Below are 18,729 nucleotides of genomic sequence, written 5' to 3'. Positions count from 1 at the left end.
TCGTATGAAGGGAAGAAAGTCAATGGCGTGGCGCAGAACCGAAGTGCCGCTTGGTATCGCGCACGAAGCTCGAGAAGATCAGCGAGTTGACCGGTAGCCCGCCGCGCACCGCGAGCGACAGCTTCGGACGCGGCGAGAATGCAAAATTCCACTGCAGTCTCGAACCCACTGCGAGCTCGTCGACGCGGTAGTCCTCCGCGAAGGATTGGAACAGCGGAACATTGGACTGTTCGACGTAAAACGAGTGCCGACGCGTTTCGTCGTCCCAGGTGATGAACTTTTCGCGCATCTGCATCGCACCGCCGCCCACCTCCGCGATTCGGCGCGTGCCGACGCCGTAGGGGCGCGGCGAGGTGTAGTGCACTTTTGTGAGCAGTCGGCACCACGACAAAGGCTCGTCGGCGGTCAGACCGGCCCAGACGGCGTCAGGTTCGGCGGCGAGATCGATCGAGTACGTGAAGATATGCGGTGCCGTGTCGAAGAAATCGACACCGACCGGTTCGAGGTCGAACCAATGTGTCATCGCCTACTCCTGCCCAATTAGCCGTTACATGAAGTTACGGATACTTGACGACCGAAGTCAACCCCCGAAGGCTCAGCGGGACCAAGCCTCAGAACGAGAGAGCCCCTGCAGTGAAGCGATGACCTGTTCGAGCGGCTCGATACTTCGAGTCGTCTGGCACACCGCCACTGCACCTTCGACCGACGTGATCGTCAGGTTTGCCATCGATCTTGCCTGCACTGCAGGATAACCCGCAGTTTCGAGTTGCGATTCGATCAACTTCTGCCATCCCAGCATGACCTCAGCCGACACTTCCGCGACTTCTGGCTCACTGGCACGCGCCAACCCGCCGGCAATCACCGGGCAGCCGATCGCGAAGTCCGAGCGTGTGAGATTGAGTCGCCAGATGTCTCCGACCGCTTCGATCACGTCGGCCGTGGAACCGGTAGCCGCAGCCGAGCTGATCCGTCTGGTGATGATCGCACCGGCCGCGCGCACGGCTTCGACCATCAACTCGGTCTTACCGCCAGGAAAGTGGTGGTAGATCGACCCACGGGGTGCGCCGCTGTGCTTGATGACGTCGCTGAAGGACGTCGCGTCGACACCGTTGCGGCTGATCAGTTCAACCGCACTGCGAATCATGCGATCACGTGAGCTCAGCTCTGCCATGTCACAGATCCTTCGGCCGTCGGTACACCTGTCGACTCATACGCTACGTTATGTATGACGACCTACATAGTGATGGGATGAAACAATGAGTGACGAGACAACCGCGACCGTCGATCCGGCGCAGATGACAGGCCTCGAACTTCTCCGCTGGATGGGAACGCAGGTCAACGACCGGCCCAGCATCGGACGCCTCCTCGGCATGGAGATGCGCGAGGTCAACGAAGGATCCGTGAGCTTCGCCCTGACCCCGCGCGCCGATTTCAGCAACCCGCTCGGCACTGTGCACGGCGGCATCTGCGCAACGCTGCTCGACTCGGTCATGGGCTGCGCGGTACACACGATGCTTCCGGCCGGCGTCGGCTACACGACCCTCGAACTCAAGCTCAACTACATCCGCACGGTGCCTCTCGACGGTGACGAACTGACAGCCCAGGGCAGCGTCATTCACGTGGGCGGGCGTACCGCGACGGCAGAGGGCAAGGTCCTCGACAAAAACGGCAAGTTGGTGGCGCATGGAACCACGACGTGCATGATTTTTCGCTAAGCCCGACGTGAGCAGGGTGCGAGTGCCGATGTACGATCGGCTCGTGACCCTGCTCACTGCGCACCTCTGGTGGCCCGACCGCTGACGGTCAGCCGCAACTGCGTGCTGCCCGGACCGATATCGGGTGGTCCAGCAGGCTCCTCTCAGGATCCCCGATCCGGCAAATGCCGTACGCGTCGTCGCTACGACCGCCAAGATCAGGTACCGAATCCACGAAGGAGAGTTAGTTGACCACCACCCCACTCAACCGTTCGCTCGAGCCTTTGGGCGTCTCCATCCCGTCGAAAGTGCCGACGCACTGGTACAACCTGGCGGCTGACCTCCCCGAGCCTGTTCCCCCGCACCTGCATCCGGGCACTCGTGAGCCGCTCGGCCCCGAGGACTTGGCGCCGCTGTTCCCGATGAACCTCATCGCGCAGGAAGTCGCAACCGAGCGCTACATCGAGATCCCGGAGACGGTTCGCGAGATCTACGGCATGTGGAGGCCCTCTCCCCCTGTTCCGCGCGCATCGACTCGAGCGCGCTCTCGGCACACCTGCCCGCATCTACTACAAGTACGAAGGCGTGAGCCCGGTCGGTTCACACAAGCCGAATACTGCTGTCGCGCAGGCTTACTACAACGCAATCGAGGGAACCACCAAGCTCACCACCGAAACCGGTGCGGGACAGTGGGGTGCGTCGCTGTCGTTCGCGGGCGCGCTGCTCGGACTCGACGTCGAGGTATGGCAGGTTCGCTCGTCCTTCGATTCGAAGCCGTACCGACGCATCCAGATGGAGGCGTACGGCGGAATCTGTCACCCGTCGCCTTCGGACCTGACGGAAGCCGGACGCGCACTGTTGAAGTCGCATCCCGACACCACCGGCTCGCTCGGTATGGCCATCAGTGAGGCCGTCGAGGTCGCTGCGCAGGATCCGAACACGCACTACTCACTCGGTAGCGTGCTGAACCACGTCATGCTGCACCAGACCGTGATCGGTCAGGAAGCAATGGTCCAGCTCGAAGAAGCCGGCGACGCCGTCCCCGACACCGTGTTCGGTTGCGCCGGTGGCGGTTCCAACCTCGCCGGACTCACCTTCCCGTTCCTGGGACGAAAACTTCGCGAAGGCACCAAGACTCGTCTGGTCGCCTGCGAGCCGTCGGCATGCCCGTCCCTCACCCAGGGCGAGTACCGCTACGACTTCGGTGATGTCGCCGGCCTGACGCCGCTGCTCAAGATGCACACTCTGGGTAAGGATTTCGTACCGCCGGCCATCCATGCCGGTGGCCTCCGCTACCACGGCATGTCGCCGATGGTCTCGCACGCGGTCAACCTCGGACTCATGGATGCAATTGCCGTCGATCAGGACGACGCACTCCAGGCAGGTCTGATTTTCGCCCGCGCCGAAGGAATCATCCCGGCTCCGGAATCCACCCACGCGGTTGCCGGCGCTATCGCTCACGCCCGTGCCGTCACCGAACCCGAGGTGATCGTGATCGGGCTGTCCGGCAACGGTCAGTTGGATCTTCCGGCGTACTCGCCTTACGTCTGACGCCGTCGGTGTGGTGGTCTCGTGCGTACGAGGCCACCACACTTCGTCACACCGAGCACGTGGGCTCGATCTCGCGATCGACATCGTGCCGGCCGTCCGCGAAACGAACCGATCAGTTTGATCGATCGGTTACGGTCTTTCGATGCAGCTTCGGTTGAAGGAACATTGGAAACTGGTCGCACTCGGACTGGCATTGCTCGTGGCGATCGCGTTCATCGTCGTATCGGTAATCTCCGACTCCAGTGATGCGGCATGGCCGAAGCAGAAGACAGGCGGTCCGATCGTCGAGCAAGGCGTTGTCGACGTAGACCTCTCCGATCCTCCGCAACAAGCCTGGGAACTCGATGTCCGAGCGCTCACGGACAACCCCGGGGACGTGCTGCTGTCGATGCCTTCCACGCTCGATAGCTACTACGGCTACGGCAACACGTACCAAGTCGGTGACGTGCTGGTGGCCGCGACTGCTTATCCGCTTCCCAAGACCGACGAGTCTTCGTCGAGTCAGGGAGTCGGTGCCGTCACACTCGTCGGGGTGAATCCCGACGACGGAAGTCCGCTGTGGAAAACGCGAATCGGCGGAGTCATCGGCCAGTGCAGCCAACAGAACGAATCCACGATCATCGCGTGCTGGGGCGATCGACGGATGATCTTTGTCGATACCGCGACCGGAACTCTTATGTCCGACCTCGGAACCGACTTCGATCTCAATGGCGCCACCATCGCCGGAGACACCGTGTACACGTCCGGCGAAAGGATGGACGGAACGGTTCGAACACGAATTCTTGCCAGCGGCACCACAACCGATTTGACTGCCAACTTCGTTCGCACCTTCGAACCAAGTGAGAAGTTCGGGGCCGTCTACACGGTCCCTCACACCGACACTGTCATTGCGATGGAACAGGGCGATGGCGGGGACCCACAGTACCGCTATCGAATCTACGATCTGGATTCCGGCGCCGAACGATTCAGATTCGAGGGTGATTCGCTTGCCCCGGCCGGGAACGGATTGTTCCTCACCAGTGTCGGCGGCAGGTCAGGTTATGCAGGAACCCAAAACCTCTTGGCTTCAAATGGATCCACGATTCGTGCGATACCGATTCCCTCGTACTCATCGTCGTCCTACCCAAGTAAGTCCTCGACGGGCCTGCCGATGTTTCTCGGCGACGGCGCCTACGACCCGAATTCCGGTGACGAACTCTGGCGCAGTTCACAAATCGTCAACACCGCGATGGCCGGGACGGGAAGCGCCATCGCCGCGGTGGTAGGAAAAACAATCCTGGTCACGTCTCCCGAGACTCGCACAATCTCGGGTCTCGACATCGAGAGTGGCCGACAGTTGTGGCAAACGCCCTGGCAAGACGCGTACTGGGTTCGCAGCGGGGTAACCGATGGCGACCACTTCGTCTTCAGCGACTACACCGGCATGCACGCGATCCGGGCTCGCGACGGAAAGATGACGTGGTCGGTTCCCCTTCCCCCAGAAGTTGATCCACGCGGAGTCGTCGTCTCGAATGCCGGCAAAAACGTGTCGTTCTCCTGGCAGAACCATTTCACCGTTTGGCGTTAGGCCGGCAACATCACCGATACCGTGTCGTACTGACCAGCCAGTTCAGCAGCAAGCAAATTGCTAGACGTGCAGCATCAATGGCCACAATCCAGTCTGGCGCGTTTGTTCAATTTCGGGGGAACGATCTCGAACAACTGCATATATCTCCGCGACTCCCATTTCGGAAAGATCAGACCAGACCTGCAGTGAGGGGTGCGTAAAAATCGCACCGACTCAGGTATCTGATCCAACCCAACCGTAAAGGGAGCCAACGGGATGGTCGCGAAATCCCCAATTTGCAGTCGGCAACAAATAGTCCAGTTTGCGCGCAAACATCTGCGTACCGGGGGACCGAACTCAGACCAAATTCGTCGTCATTTCGGTTTGCAAAAACGCGCGTTCTTCACGCAGCTCGACACCCATCTGGACGATTCTGCACTTTCAATGCCCGAAAAAGTTGCACTCCGCCGCATCTGCCGACAGGAGAATAGAAGGTGCCCTTTCAAACGTATGAACGTCTCAGCAGGTCAAGCCAACCCACCCCGGCCGATGTACGACGCGCTTCCTTTCCCACCCCAGAACCATCCCGCTTGACGATCGAAAGCCCCGAACTACGTTGAGCCGCTGGATTCTTCCGCAGTCCCCTCTTCTCGGTTGGGATCATCGGAGATCCAACAGCCGCGCGACTTTCAGACTCAAATGCAATGCCAACCGGTCGTCGCCGTTTGCCAAGTCTGCGCGTGTTATCTCCTGAATTCGCCGCAAACGATAGTACAAGCTCCCTCGATGCACACAGAGCGCCTCGGACGTTCGCTTTACGTCACCGGCATTGTCCAAAAAGCTCTCCAGCGTCGCGAGAAGAGCCTCACTTTTTGAGTCCTCATGGCTGAGCAAGGACTGCAAACCTGAGTGAATACTGTTCTCGAGTCGATCCTCCGACAGTTCGGCCAGAAGTCCGTAGACGCCGAGATCCCGATAACGCACAACATTTCCGAGCACCTTGACGACCTGGGCCACATCTGCGGAACGTCTGGACTCTTCGTAGGATTCGCGCACATCCGCAACCGAGGTTCGCGGTTCACCGATACCGACCCAACATTCGATGTTCTGGCGCCCACTTTCAGACAAGACTCGCTCCCGGGCTGCCACGATCAGCGAGTCCAGATGGGTTTGAGTCGAGCGTTCGGCCACCGATACGATCAACAGACTGTGGTCGGGGCGGTCGAGTTGGATTGCACTGTTCCGCGGGAGCCTCCGACGAAGCTGATCGACGCCGACGGCAACACTCAGACGATCTCTTTCGGTCAATGTCGACTGGTCGCCAGGACGGAGCAACACAGTGACCACGACTGCTGGACCCGCAGCCAACAAGCCCTCCTCGGCCAACCTGTTTGCCGCGTCCTCGCGCAGCGACCGCTCGCCCGACAGGACGTCTCGAGTAAGTTCCCGCTCCCGACTTCGGGACAACTCGTCCAGCAACTGTTCGCGGTGGAGGATCATCGCTGCCGCATCAGCCGTGCGCCTCAAGACCTCGGCTTGATCCTCGTCAACTTCGCCCTCCGAAGTCAACAGCCAGACGAAGCCCAGCAGCGCATTGCGGTATCGGATCGGCATCCCGACCCGGCCAAGGGTCAGCCCTAGTTCTTCGTTGACGGGAACAGTGAAGAGATCGAGGGCTTCACGGCCTCCACTCGCGTAGATGAAGTCTACGATCTCGCGTGAAACATTCCGCTGTAGAACGGAATTCATTCTGACTGAATCGACGGCACTGTCATGCGAGTTGTACGCGAGCAGACGAATCTGTACATCATCGATCGCAACGGAACGGTCCAGTCGGCGCCCGGTAGTGTCCACCAAATGCTGCAGTTCTCCGACCATGGTCGAACTGTACGAGCCCCCTCTCCGGTTTGCAACATATGCCCAAATTTCTACGTAGAAAATTGAACACATGACAGTGATGCAACTAACTTTTGCACCATAGGCTCGCTTCATGCCAAGCACTCGAGACCCGTGACGTCTTCACTCGGTTCGCAACCCGTCAGACGTGGCAGCGACGAGATCTGTTGCAGCCGTGGGATTTGCATAGTGGGGCGCGAGGCCGGCCGGCACGATCTCCCTCAGACGAAGTCGCCTCCGACCCGAAATCGACAACGACCTTCGTTCGCCAGTTCAACATCGAATCCCACCGACCTCTTTCAATGTCGAATACCTCGAATGACATCGGTGACCGTGATGTCGCAAAGCCGTTGCCATTCAGCATATCCCGAGAGGAATCATCATGACCGGCACAGCAAATGCTCCTGCAGGGCATCAAACCGAGACTCCACCTGGACGTCGATCGGCGCGCCGTAGGGCCCTGATCGCCGGGGCGACAGGCAACATCGTCGAATGGTTCGATTTCACGATCTACGGTTTCACTGCCGCAGTTCTCGCGACAGTGTTCTTCCCTCCGGAGTTCGGCAGTGGCGCACTGCTTGCCACCTTCGCTCTTTACGGAGTCGCCTTCTTGGCCAGACCTGCCGGCGGCATATTCTTCGGACGGCTTGGTGACCGCCTCGGCCGACGGAGGTCACTGTCCCTGGCAATTACGCTCATGGGCTGCTCGACGGCGGCAATCGGTCTCCTACCGACGTACGCTTCGATCGGTGTTGCCGCACCGCTGTTGCTGCTGCTGTGCCGATTGGTTCAAGGATTCTCGGCCGGGGGCGAATACACCGGAGCTGCCACCTTCGTCGTCGAGCATGCGCCGTCCCACCGCCGAGGCTTGTACGCAGGGATAATCAGCTCTTCGTCATTTGTCGGCAGCATCTTGGCCACGGTCACAGTCTTGTCATTCAGCTCGGTCGGCGCTGAGCACTTCGCCGACGGAGGATGGCGTTGGCCGTTCATCATCGGAGGCGTTGTCGCCATGGTGGGCCTGTTCATGAGGCTTGCCGTCGAGGAGACTCCGGCGTTCAAGGAAATGCAAGAAAACGATTCCCTTCCAACCCGCCCACTCGCAGATCTGTTCCGCAATCACTGGCGGACTCTGCTCACGTCCTTCGTGTACTTCGCCTCGCTCGGTGTCGTTACTCATATGCTGCTCGGCTACATGCCGACATTTCTGGTTCTCTCAGCCGATGTTCCGAGCACGGTTGCACTGCTGATGACAACCGGCGCTTTGGTTCTCGCAGTACCGCTGTTCATCTTCTTCGGCGCCACAGTCGACCGAATCGGCCGGAGGCCACTCGTCAGAATCGGCATGGTGATGTCAGTTTTCGTCTCGGTGCCCAGCTACATGCTCATCGGTACCGGAAACATTTTCGCGATTGCCGTTGCACTGGCTTCTCTGGTCCTCGCGCTTTCCTTACTCGCGTCCGCTTTGCTCGTAATTCTCGAAATGATGCCGACGCATGCGCGATTCACCGGCACGGCAATCCCCTACAACATCGCATATGCACTTTTTGCAGGGACCGCTCCTCTGGTGTGCGCAGCACTGGTCAACGCCACTGGAAGCGATCTGTCGCCTGCCTTCTATGCGACCGCCATCGCTTTGATCGCGCTTCCCATTCTGTGGCGAGGGATTCCGGAAACGAAAAACTGGTCTGCCACGCAGGGCAGCCCGACGAAACATTTCTGACAACGGACGCGCCACGGCTGTGATTTTTTGCGCAGCTGTCGATAGCGTTCCGATGGCCGCCACGAGAGAGTTGAGGACGACGAACACCTCTGGACTTTCAGGTGCCAAATTCATTAAGGCAGAGCCGAATCCGAGAAGTCGGGATGAAGCTCTCCAGAGGAAGTCGACGGCGTCGGAATTACCAGAACCCAAGCTTGCCGGATCGAACAGCTGTGCTTTCGATCCGGCGAAGCCATCAGTAGAAAGAGAGGCCGAAAGTGCCTACCGACAAGACCGATGCAGTTGTGGTCGGAGCTGGAGTGATCGGCAGCTCCATCGCCTACGAACTGGCCGCTCGAGGCTACGAAGTCCTGGTCATCGACAAGTCTGGTGGTCCGGGCTACGGCTCGACCAGTGCATCCAGTGCGGTTATCCGGTTCAACTACTCCACATTCGACGGTATGGCTGCGGCTTGGGAGTCGCTGCATTGCTGGCAAAACTGGAGCGAGCATCTCAACGCGACAGTCGACGGCGCGCTTGCGAAGTTTCGGCAATGCGGGATGGCACTGCTCGATGTCGACGTCGCGCCCCACGCGCGCACGATCGGATTATTCGAGAAGATAGGAATCGATTACCAGCTTTGGGACGCAACGACACTCGTCGAGAAGATTCCCGGTATCGACGCCGGCAAATACTATCCTCCGAAGCCAGTCGACTCGGAGTCCTTCTTCGCAGATGCCGAAACCACGCTCGGCGCGCTGTACACACCTCAGGCGGGGTTCGTCGACGACCCGCAACTGGCTGCCGCGAATCTTGCTGCGGCAGCACGTTCGCACGGTGCGGTTTTCGCATACAACACGCGTGTAGTGGCAGTCGAGCAGTTGCCTGACGGCATCTGGCAGCTAGGGCTCGACGACGGGGAAAGTGTGAAATCCAAGATTGTCGTCAATGCCGCCGGCCCCTGGTCAGGAGCGTTCAACAAGCTGTCGAACGTCGGGGCCGACTTCAAGGTTTCGGTTCGGCCCTTGCGCCAGGAAGTTCATCACGTCACCGCACCCACTGGCTACAACGACGACGAGATCCTCGGCCCGATGATCGCCGATTTGGATCTCGGAACCTACATGCGAGCCGAACCTGGAAACGGTTTCCTTGTCGGCGGAACCGAACCGGATTGCGATCCGCTCGAGTGGATCGACGACCCTGATACCGCCAACCCGAATCGCACTGTTGCCCGGTTCGAAGCGCAGGTTTTCCGCGCCGCCAGGCGTTTCCCCACCCTGGAGGTCCCGTCACAACCGAAAGGTATTGCCGGCGTGTACGACGCAGCATCCGACTGGACCCCGATCTATGACAAGACAGACAGGCAAGGTTTCTACGTCGCCATGGGCACCAGCGGGAACCAATTCAAAAATGCGCCCATCGCTGGGCGCCTCATGTCCAGGATCATCGACCAGGTGGAAGCTGGACACGATCACGACGCTGATCCCCTGACCTATGTCGGGATGCACACCGGGCTCGAAATCGACCTCGGCGCATTCTCCCGCCTTCGGGCACCCAATGCCGAGTCGACCGGGACGGTCATGGGTTAGAAGTCTTGTCCGGCTTGGAGAATCGATAGCCGCGACAACTGAATAGACACGGCTGTGGGTGTCCACCACGTGGTAGACACCCACAGCCGACTTCTCCTTCAACGGCGTCTACGGAAAATCGCCCTAGAACGTGTCAGCGGCACATCGCCTCCGGGACGGAGAGCTAACGTGCATGGCAGCTCTTCAAGTAGCTCAGGAACGATGCCTGCAGCCCGGTTACGTGCGTCTCGTGCAACAACGCGGTCGAAACATCCTGCGACCGTCCCTTGCCATGCAACTGCTCCACGACGGCGAGAACGTTGCGTGACAGTCCGCGATAGATCGGAATGGGTCCAGTCAGTTCGGCTTCGTTCAGCGTGACGTGCAGCTGCGGAACAACTGAGCCCACGCCACGCTCGGGCAGTGCCTCGACCAGTGTGTGGATCTGGCTGTCGGCGTTCACAACTCCGGGACTACCCGCACCGAAGGTCGCGAATGGGGGCGCGTCGCGCAGCCATGCGTAGAGGGCGAAAAGGCCTCCGTACGAGTACCCGAAGAGTCCGTGCCCGGACTCGCTGACACGTAGCTCCGACGAGTACAGGCGAGGGTGGAGTTCGTTGGTCAGGAAGTCGAGGAAGACGTCCGCGTGGGTGTCTGCCAGCTCCTCGAGGTAGGCGTCCACATACTCCTGGGTCATTGCACCCGAGTCGCGAGCAGCGGCAAGAGTAGCCATCATTTCTTCGCCTACCGGTTCCCCGGGCGGCACGAGATCGCGGTTGCGTAGTCGTGCCCAGTTGGCAGCTTCTTCACCGGCATAACCGACGCTGACCTGGATGTACGGGGCGATCGTCAGATACGGGTCTGCCTGCGTGACGATGAGCGGGGCGGTAAGACCTACAGCCCAGTTGCCGTCCATCACGTATATCAGCGGTAAGGGATCCGTGGAGTCCGCGTAGCCGGGGGGTGTGGTCACCCAGATGCCGTAGCTGTACCCCGACTTCGCCGTGATTTCGAAGTACCCCGTGTCTGCAAAGCATCCGTGCAGCATTGCGCTCATCGAACGTCTCCCTTGACGATATTTCCGGACTTCACGACGAGAACAGCCATGTCCGGATCGGCGAACACCTTTGCGTCTCGGAGTGGGTCTTGCTGCCAGGCAACCATGTCCGCCTGCATACCGACGCGGATCGTCCCGACGCTTTCCCCGATACCGAGAATGTCGGCATTGACGCTGGTGGCCGAAACGAGTGCATGCATCGGCGACTCCAACTCCGCGCGCAAGTGCAACTCCTCACCTCGGCGCTTTTGGTGCGGCCCGATGAGGTCCGAGCCCAGGCCGATCCTCAGGCCTGCTGCGCGAGAGGCCTCGAGCGCTCTGGCCATGCGTTGACGCACTCCGGCTGCACGCTCTCGTATTGCCGGGTCCAGGTCCATGCTTTCGGTGTCCGCCAACTGCTCGACCACGGCGAAGGTGGGGACAAGTGCCACGTCATGTTCCCGCATCAGCTGGGCCGTCTCCGCATCGATGTCGGTGCCGTGTTCCACGCACCGGACGCCGGCCCGCACCGCGTTGCGAATGCCCGCATTGTTGTGCGCGTGGACCGTGACGTAGGTGCCGCGCGACGCTGCTTCTTCCACTGCCACGGAGATTTCCTCGACGGTGAACTGTGTGTCGGTGAGGCTGTCATGGCCTCCGACGACACCGCCGGTGACGCACAGTTTCAGAAATGTTGCGCCTCGGCGGAACGATTCGCGCACGTTGCGTCGTAGCTCGTCGGCATTACCCGACATCAAGGACAAGGCGCAGAGCCCGGGAATGTGGTGCATGTTCCACAGCTCGGTCGGCTCCCACGCGGCCCCGTAGTAGCCGTGTCCACCGGTCTGGCACTGCACAGGACCGCACGAGAGGACGCGCGGACCACGCACCTTGCCGCTCGCGATAACGTCGACGACTCCGCCGTCGATGCCACCGACGTCTCGCACCGTGGTGAAGCCCGCGTCGAGGGCATGGCCCGCGGTGGCGAAGATGCCCGCAGCCAGTTCGGCTGCCGAGAGCTCAAACCCGAATTGCCTTCGGATCGGACTCGAAATGCCCAGGTGGACATGGGCATCGATGAGCCCCGGAGTTAGAAGCATGCCGTCCAAGTCAACCGTGGTCGAACCCGACGGCGCCTGTCCGATCGCGGTGACAATGCCGTCGCTCACGCACACGTCGACTTCGACCGGGTCGGTACCCGATCCATCCGCGACCATGCCGCCGGCAAACCATACGTCAGTCAAAGGGACCTCCGAGCATTGGAAACCACTCTCCTAAACACTGGTGAATTCGATATGCGGTACCGTACTCAACAGTGGTGAACCCGTCAATGGAGGTAGCGTGAGATCGCCGGTTGGGGAGGGTCGAGAGCGACTGTTGCAGGCACTGTTCGACGAGTTCGGTGAAACCGGCCCAAGCCCGAAGCTGTCGATGCGCCAAGTAGCGGAGCGACTCGGAGTGCACCACACGCTGCTGACCTATCACTTCGGATCACGACCGGGACTCCTCAGCGCCGTGCTGTCGGAAGCTCGCCGCCGTGACAACCTCGTCATCGCCGCGATGGGCAAAGATCTCGGGTTCGCAGCCCTGTGCAGGGCGATCTGGAGCTTCTACTCGAACGCCGAGCACGAAGATCGAAGCCGCACCTTTTTTCACCTGGCCGGACTTGCGGTTTACGAGCACAAAGCATTTCAAGATTTCGCCGCCGACCTCGACGATTTGGCGCACCTCCTCGAAGCGGCGGCCCTTCGCGAAGGATTCACAGTGGTGGATGCAAAGCAGCAGAGCATCATCGCAACCGCATGTCTGCGAGGACTGTTGCTGCAGAGGTTGCTCACCCCCGACGCCGAGGTCGACGCGGCAGCCGAGCGCTTCATCACCTCGTTGACAGCGTCCACCACGTAAACCCCTCATACACAACCGATCACCCCCGTTCGAGATCACCGGCGCGGGGGCGTTTTCCCTGGGCTCGGGCATGTTTCGGCGTGAGACGGTTCCCTGAGCCCCGGTTGAATGATGGTCGATCACCCTTTCGACATCTGTACGAGCGAAATGCCGAAAGATGCGACAAGTGAATGTATCCCGGCTCAGCAGACACACGACATCATCGACAAGTCCGATGATTCACACGAGTTTCGAAAGTCAGGATCGAATTGTGACCGTTACCTTCCGCGCCGCAGAGTTGAACAGCGCAAGTGGGATCTTCCAACAAGCACTGCTGGGCCAACCCAGTGCAGAGCCACTCGGCGGAGACATCATCACTCGTGCAGATGTCGAGTTCACCAGTGACGACGGCCGCATTCAATCCGGAGTCTGGGAGAGCGAACCGGGAAAGTCGCGGTGGGAGTTCCTCACCCGCGGCGAGATCATCACCATCGTCTCCGGCGCCATGACCGTCGAGGAGGACGACGGCGATCCCGTACATCTCGTTGCCGGTACGAGTGCAATCTTCCCAATCGGATGGAAGGGTACGTGGACGGTCACCGAGACCGTACGCAAGGTGTTCGTCGTATACAACGAATGACCAAGAGAATCCGCAACATCCGACTTTCACGGCCCGTCGTACGGACGGATCTCACGACGCAGCCCACTTGCCCTGAGCACCTGTCGCTGCACTCCCGCCCTCACGGAATCCTCCGTACCGATCACTCTCACATGATTTCTGGCGCGAGTGATCGCCGTGTACAACAACTCCCGAGTCAGCAGTGACGACGCCTCGGCCGGCAACATCACCGATACGGTGTCGTACTGGCTGCCCTGGCTCCGGTGAATCGTCATCGCGTAAACCGTCTGCACCGACGAGAGTTGGCTCGGGTGAATCAGAAACGCATCACTGCCCCGCTGGAATGCGGCAATAGGCACGCCATCCTCACGCTGCACGATCACCCCGGCATCCCCGTTGTAGATCTTCGCCTCGTAGTCGTTGGCCGTCACCAACAGGGGTTGGCCCGGATACCACCGCGTCGGGTCAAGAAACTGCCCTGTTGCCGTGCCGACCCACTCCATCGCCTGCTGCGCCCACCTCCCGACACCGTACGGTCCGTCACGGTGGGCGCACAGAAGGCGGTGCGATTCCAAGCCTTTCAGCGCGCCGATCGCATCACCCACCTCGGCCGACGCCGTCACCACCTCTGAACTCGCAACGATGTCGGCGCGCAATGCGTCAACATCCTCGGGCGAATGGAAGGAGACGGCTGGATCACCGCTGCGCAGGATACGCAGAACCTCAGCGGAATCTCCCGCTCGAACTGCCCTGGCCAACGACGCGATGGTTCCGTCGAAGCGGCGCCCGCGTGAGAGTTGAATGATCCCGCCCCGCAGACGATCCTGTTCATCCGCACTCAATGCCTCTTCGGAACCAGTGGCCGTGAGATCGTCACCCACCAACTGTGTCAGCGTCGGATTTCCACTGACCTTTACCGGGCGGGCGACAAGATCAGCAAGAACAGCGCCCGCGTCGACTGAGGTCAACTGATCGGGATCGCCGACGAGCAGTAGCCGGGCATCGGGGCGAACGGCTTCGAGCAGGCGCGCCATCAACGTGAGGGAGACCATCGACGTCTCGTCGACGACGACCACATCGTAGGGAAGTCTGTTGGTCGCATTGTATTTGAAACGACTCGAACTCCCCCGCTGCCAACCGAGTAGGCGGTGCAGGGTCATGGCCGCGAGTTCTTCGGGAAGGCCAAGGCTCGCGGTCTGCTCACGTACGGACTCCTGCAGCCGTGCTGCGGCTTTACCCGTCGGTGCGGCCAGACCGATGCGAGCATTCGAACCCAATTCCTCCGACAGGAGAGCGAGAATACGTGCGACCGTATGGGTTTTGCCGGTTCCGGGCCCACCGGCGATGACGGTGGTCCACTGTGTCGCGGCGAGAGCAGCTGCTATCCGTTGACGATCCGGCGCGATGGTCGGCCCGTTCTCGTCGACGAACAGCGAATCCAGCCGCGTTCGGACCGCTTTCAGGTCGGCGGGCGGCCACGTGGACGCCCGCTCGTCGAGCACTCGCCGAATCGTCTGCTCCTGCAGAAAATATCGATCGAGGTAGAGGAGTTCACCGTCGTCCGTGTCGACCAACCGGAGCGGTCTGAGAGGTCCGGCGTTTCCGCCGATCACCAGAGGGCTCAGCCGAAGGGCGGCAACGATCTCCGACGGTTCGGGCCACGGCAACGACGTAAGTTCCTCCTCCGTCGCATTGTCGACGCTCACATCACGCATCCGTCGTAGATCGAGGCACACCGAACCTGATCGCACGGCCCGAACTGCCAACGCCGCGGCCAGCATCACTTCTTCGGAAGTTTCACCGCCCAGGCTGCACACTCTCGTCGCGACATGAACATCGGCGGCAACCAGAACCCCGGCTTCGTTGAAGATTCGCACGATCCCTTTGGCGCGCTGCGCCAATTGCGCCTCGGTCATCGAATCTTCTCCCCTACTGTGTGGGACGCATCAAGACCGGCCAGCAGATCCGATAGTTCAACTGTCAGCTGAGCAGGCGGTTTCCATTCGAAGACACCGCATTCCGGCGGGCTGTCCGGGCCGAGCATCCCACGCACGAATTGATACTGCGCGCCCCCGAGATGACGGTGCGGATCGTAGTCGGGCAGGCGCCACCGCAGATACCGATGCAGTGCAACCGAATACAGCAGTGCCTGCAGCGGATAGTGCGAGCGCATCATCTCCGTCGCCATGAGTTCACGCGTGTAGTTGGCAGCCGTCAGATCGCCGCGACCGATCCGGTTGGTCTTGTAATCGACGATCACGAACGACGGGCCCGGGATCCGCAAGACTGCGTCGATACTGCCCGTCAGGAATCCGCGCATCGGTGACGTCTCGACACGGTCCAGATAGTCGGCGTACGACGCCAGAATGTCGTCGGAGGAAAGGTGGCGCCTCAACAGTTCCGATACTCCGCGGAGTGTGACACTCATCGACACCGGATCGTCGCCACCGGCCAGTGGGAGTTCGAAATCGAGTTCGGGAAGACGATCTTTCGGCGCGATCGTGGCCAAGGTTCCGAATCCCAAGGGAGTCTGCATCACCAGATACAGCGCATCCGCGAGTGCTTCGGAGTCGACCTCGGCCGCCCGTACCGAGACCGCCTCGGCGCAACGCATCCCGAGTTCCGCTCTCAGATCTGCCACAGCCGTGTCCACCACCTCGAGCACCTCATGCACCAGCGTGCCGAATGCGGCGCCCGCGGGAAGTCCGTTCATGGGTGAAGGGAACGCCTCCAGGGGCGAGGGGGTAATGCTCCCGAGGTCTACGGAATCCTCTGGCTCGTCGTCTTTTTCGGGATCCTCGACCTCACTGCCCGTGGTCGTGACCGCGTGGTGCGCTCCGGCGGTGAGTGCCGAGTACGACGTACGACGCCACAGAGTGTCCAGGTCTCGATCGAAACGCGCCGCGGCCAGTTCGGTCACGTCCGCAGCCGCTCTGGACCAGTGGACGGGCGAGGGCGGATGGGGACCAACAGGTTCCACCGAGATCACGTCGGACGCTGCTGCCGGCCAGGTTGCGAGCCGTGCTGCGGTTGTACCGTCGTCGAGCACCTTCACTACCCGAGCAGGTTCGGCGATGCCGGGTGTACGTCCGAGCATCAACCGGTGCAGCGGCGAGCGGGAGGTCCCGTAGCTGGGTGCCCACCAGAGCACGAGTTGGCACTGCGCCCGGGTCAGCGCCACGTACAGCAGCCGCAGTTCTTCGCCCGCTTCCTCGGCCTCCGCAACAGTCTTTCTGGCGTTGTACCCCGGGCCTTCCTGCCCGCCGACGTCGAGGATGCGGCGTCCCTCCGGGTCGTGCAACAGCTGCGTCGGCGAGTTGAAGCCGCCAACGCTCTCCCAACTGAACGGGACGTAGACGATCGGGAACTCGAGCCCTTTGGTGGCATGCACCGTAGCGATTTGCACTGCGGCAGCGTCACTGTCGAGGCGGCGGCTTCGATCGGTGGCGCTCCCGGACGTCGGTTCCTTGATCCGATCGGAAAGCCAGCGAACCAGTGCGCTCAACCCGAACGCTTCCTCGGTCGCGACGCGACCGAGGAGTTGTGCGACGTGCCGCAGATCGGTGAAATCTCGTTCGCCGGACGGGGCCGCGAGTACACGCTTCTCCAGATTTGTTTCGGCAGAGATTCTTTCGAACACAGCCGCAAACCCGACGCGTGCGAACAGCCCGGAATAGGAGCGCAGTTGACCTGCAAGTTCTGCAACGACGTTGTCGCCGTCCTTGTCCAGTTCTTCGGAGGTGCGCCCGAAAATCGGCGAGAGGGCCGTCAACCGGACACGATCGGAGCGATGGGGCTGCTCGATCGCCTGCAACAGCCACAGCCACTGGGTCGCACTGGGTGTCGCGAAAACACTGGACCCTCCGGTCAATACGGAAGGTACACCGACGGCATCGAGAGCATCGCGGATCATCGCCACGTGCTTGTGGGTGCGCACCAACACCGCGACGTCTCCTGGTTCGACCGGGCGTGGATCACCGTCGACTGCCAAGCGGGCATCGCCGCCCAGGAGCGCGACCACGTCTGCTGCGACGTCGTCCGCGACGCGACTGCGAAGTCTGCCTACGGCCGGAAATCCCGAACGATTGAGCGGTCCGGCTCCGGTACGGGGCAGATGGCGTACACGCATCGGCACCGGGCCGAACAACCGAGACTTCTTGTGCGAAGCCTCCACCGGATGCGCGACGATGCCTTCGTTGCCGAGTGCGGCACCACCGTAGAGGTGTTCGAGTGCCGCCAACAACCCTGGGTCGCTACGCCAATTGGTGGTCAACTCCTGGTGCGCATCCGCCTGATCGACCGCATCGAGATAACTCAGGACTTCTGCCCCGCGGAACGCATAGATGGCTTGTTTGGGATCACCGACCAGGACCAGGGTGGTGTGTCCGTGGAAGGCCAACCGCAGAATGTCCCACTGCAACGGATCGGTGTCCTGGAACTCGTCGATCAACACAACCTTGAACTTTTCGCGCATCCGACGACACGCGACGGGACCGTATTCCGGATCCGTCAATACACCGTGCAACAGCGTCAGCAGATCGTTGAAGTCGCGAATTCCTTTGGTCCGCTTACGTCGTTCGACCTCGAGGCGAGCAGCAGCCGCGAAGAGGACGCGCTGACCGGGTGCGGTCTCCTCCTCGCCGTCGGGTTCGAGAATTGCCTGACCATCGCCGACTGCGCTTCGGGCGATGGCCAGCGCGTCCTTCGTGGAGAACGGTGGAGACGAGTCCGTCCGGCTGTAGCGGCTGAGGTACAAATCCGAGACGACCTCACTGATCAGGTCGTCGACCGACTCCACAAAAGTTGTGTCCGGTTCACGTTCCCCGGCGATGCCCAGCCCGTCGAGCATCCTCTGACAGAAACTGTGGGTGGTCGTGATGGTGCCGGCGTCGAACTCCGCGAGAGCGCGCAGGAGTCGGCGACGCCGCACGCCGATCTCCTCGTCGTCAGCTGTGGCGAGGTACGCCACCAGATCATCATCCGACCGCCTCGCCGCCTCCGGGTCGACCAGAGCGGCGGACACTCCCGCGAACCTCTCCCTGGCACGCTCACGAAGTTCCTGAGTGGCGGCCCTACTGAATGTCACCAGCAGAACTTGCGAAATGTCGGCGAGACCTTCGGCAACACAACGGGTCGCGAGTCCGACGATCGCGTAGGTCTTGCCAGTTCCGGCGCTCGCTTCCAACACCGTAGTGCCGGTCGGTAGTGGCCCCAATAGATCGAAGTCCACGGG

General features: G+C 61.1%; 13 protein-coding genes and 1 pseudogene. 7 read left to right on the top strand and 7 right to left on the bottom strand.

Annotated elements, in window-relative coordinates; translation table 11 throughout:
* Positions 1–19 precede the first annotated feature (19 nt).
* Together P3G66_RS10515 and P3G66_RS10510 are read right to left on the bottom strand one after the other, a co-directional pair.
* Positions 20–523 (bottom strand): SRPBCC family protein, encoded by a 504-nt coding sequence (locus P3G66_RS10515; RefSeq protein WP_019746932.1) that lies wholly within the window; start codon positions 521–523, stop codon positions 20–22.
* Positions 524–595: 72 nt separating this feature from the next.
* Positions 596–1,171 carry a TetR/AcrR family transcriptional regulator gene (locus P3G66_RS10510; protein ID WP_065456140.1) on the bottom strand — a complete coding sequence of 192 codons (576 nt, stop codon included), beginning with the start codon at positions 1,169–1,171 and terminating at the stop codon, positions 596–598.
* An 85-nt stretch (positions 1,172–1,256) separates the two neighbouring features.
* On the opposite strand from P3G66_RS10510, the gene P3G66_RS10505 reads away from it, so the two are divergent.
* From P3G66_RS10505 to P3G66_RS10495, 3 genes and pseudogenes are all read left to right on the top strand, one after another.
* Positions 1,257–1,715, top strand: coding sequence for a PaaI family thioesterase (locus P3G66_RS10505; protein ID WP_276116517.1), 459 nt, complete (start codon positions 1,257–1,259; stop codon positions 1,713–1,715).
* A 227-nt stretch (positions 1,716–1,942) separates the two neighbouring features.
* Positions 1,943–3,245 (top strand): annotated as a pseudogene (locus tag P3G66_RS10500) (TrpB-like pyridoxal phosphate-dependent enzyme).
* Positions 3,246–3,387: 142 nt separating this feature from the next.
* A complete protein-coding gene (locus tag P3G66_RS10495; protein ID WP_276116516.1) occupies positions 3,388–4,812 on the top strand; it encodes a PQQ-binding-like beta-propeller repeat protein in 1,425 nt (474 codons plus the stop codon).
* A 639-nt stretch (positions 4,813–5,451) separates the two neighbouring features.
* Here the strand turns inward: P3G66_RS10495 and P3G66_RS10490 are convergent.
* Complete coding sequence (locus P3G66_RS10490) at positions 5,452–6,669, bottom strand: helix-turn-helix domain-containing protein (RefSeq protein ID WP_041814672.1); 1,218 nt, start codon at positions 6,667–6,669, stop codon at positions 5,452–5,454.
* Positions 6,670–7,069: 400 nt separating this feature from the next.
* Between P3G66_RS10490 and P3G66_RS10485 the strand changes: the two genes are divergently transcribed.
* Both P3G66_RS10485 and P3G66_RS10480 read left to right on the top strand, forming a co-directional pair.
* Positions 7,070–8,410 carry an MFS transporter gene (locus P3G66_RS10485; protein ID WP_058039219.1) on the top strand — a complete coding sequence of 447 codons (1,341 nt, stop codon included), beginning with the start codon at positions 7,070–7,072 and terminating at the stop codon, positions 8,408–8,410.
* A 257-nt stretch (positions 8,411–8,667) separates the two neighbouring features.
* Positions 8,668–9,978, top strand: coding sequence for an FAD-dependent oxidoreductase (locus P3G66_RS10480; protein WP_042449434.1), 1,311 nt, complete (start codon positions 8,668–8,670; stop codon positions 9,976–9,978).
* Between the two features lie 163 nt (positions 9,979–10,141).
* Here the strand turns inward: P3G66_RS10480 and P3G66_RS10475 are convergent, their stop codons facing one another.
* Entirely contained in the window at positions 10,142–11,014 is an 873-nt protein-coding gene (locus tag P3G66_RS10475; protein ID WP_065456142.1) for an alpha/beta hydrolase-fold protein, read from the bottom strand.
* A complete protein-coding gene (locus tag P3G66_RS10470) occupies positions 11,011–12,237 on the bottom strand; it encodes an amidohydrolase family protein (RefSeq protein WP_238592526.1) in 1,227 nt (408 codons plus the stop codon). Before P3G66_RS10470 ends, P3G66_RS10475 begins: the two co-directional genes overlap by 4 nt.
* A gap of 97 nt (positions 12,238–12,334) precedes the next feature.
* Between P3G66_RS10470 and P3G66_RS10465 the strand changes: the two genes are divergently transcribed.
* Both P3G66_RS10465 and P3G66_RS10460 read left to right on the top strand, forming a co-directional pair.
* On the top strand, positions 12,335–12,898 hold the full coding sequence (locus P3G66_RS10465) for a TetR/AcrR family transcriptional regulator (RefSeq protein ID WP_029254476.1): 564 nt from the start codon (positions 12,335–12,337) through the stop codon (positions 12,896–12,898).
* A 250-nt stretch (positions 12,899–13,148) separates the two neighbouring features.
* Positions 13,149–13,517 carry a cupin domain-containing protein gene (locus P3G66_RS10460; protein ID WP_064112446.1) on the top strand — a complete coding sequence of 123 codons (369 nt, stop codon included), beginning with the start codon at positions 13,149–13,151 and terminating at the stop codon, positions 13,515–13,517.
* A gap of 26 nt (positions 13,518–13,543) precedes the next feature.
* Here P3G66_RS10460 and recD read toward each other — a convergent pair whose 3' ends face one another.
* Both recD and P3G66_RS10450 read right to left on the bottom strand, forming a co-directional pair.
* Positions 13,544–15,412 carry an exodeoxyribonuclease V subunit alpha gene (recD, locus tag P3G66_RS10455; protein WP_058039221.1) on the bottom strand — a complete coding sequence of 623 codons (1,869 nt, stop codon included), beginning with the start codon at positions 15,410–15,412 and terminating at the stop codon, positions 13,544–13,546.
* On the bottom strand, positions 15,409–18,726 hold the full coding sequence (locus tag P3G66_RS10450; protein ID WP_209922168.1) for a UvrD-helicase domain-containing protein: 3,318 nt from the start codon (positions 18,724–18,726) through the stop codon (positions 15,409–15,411). The genes recD and P3G66_RS10450 overlap by 4 nt, the downstream gene beginning before the upstream one ends.
* Positions 18,727–18,729 lie beyond the last annotated feature (3 nt).

Origin of the sequence: Rhodococcus sp. C3V (assembly GCF_029269915.1) — a bacterium.
GTDB lineage: Bacteria > Actinomycetota > Actinomycetes > Mycobacteriales > Mycobacteriaceae > Rhodococcus_F > Rhodococcus_F qingshengii.
This window is presented reverse-complemented; position numbering and strand designations above follow the sequence as displayed.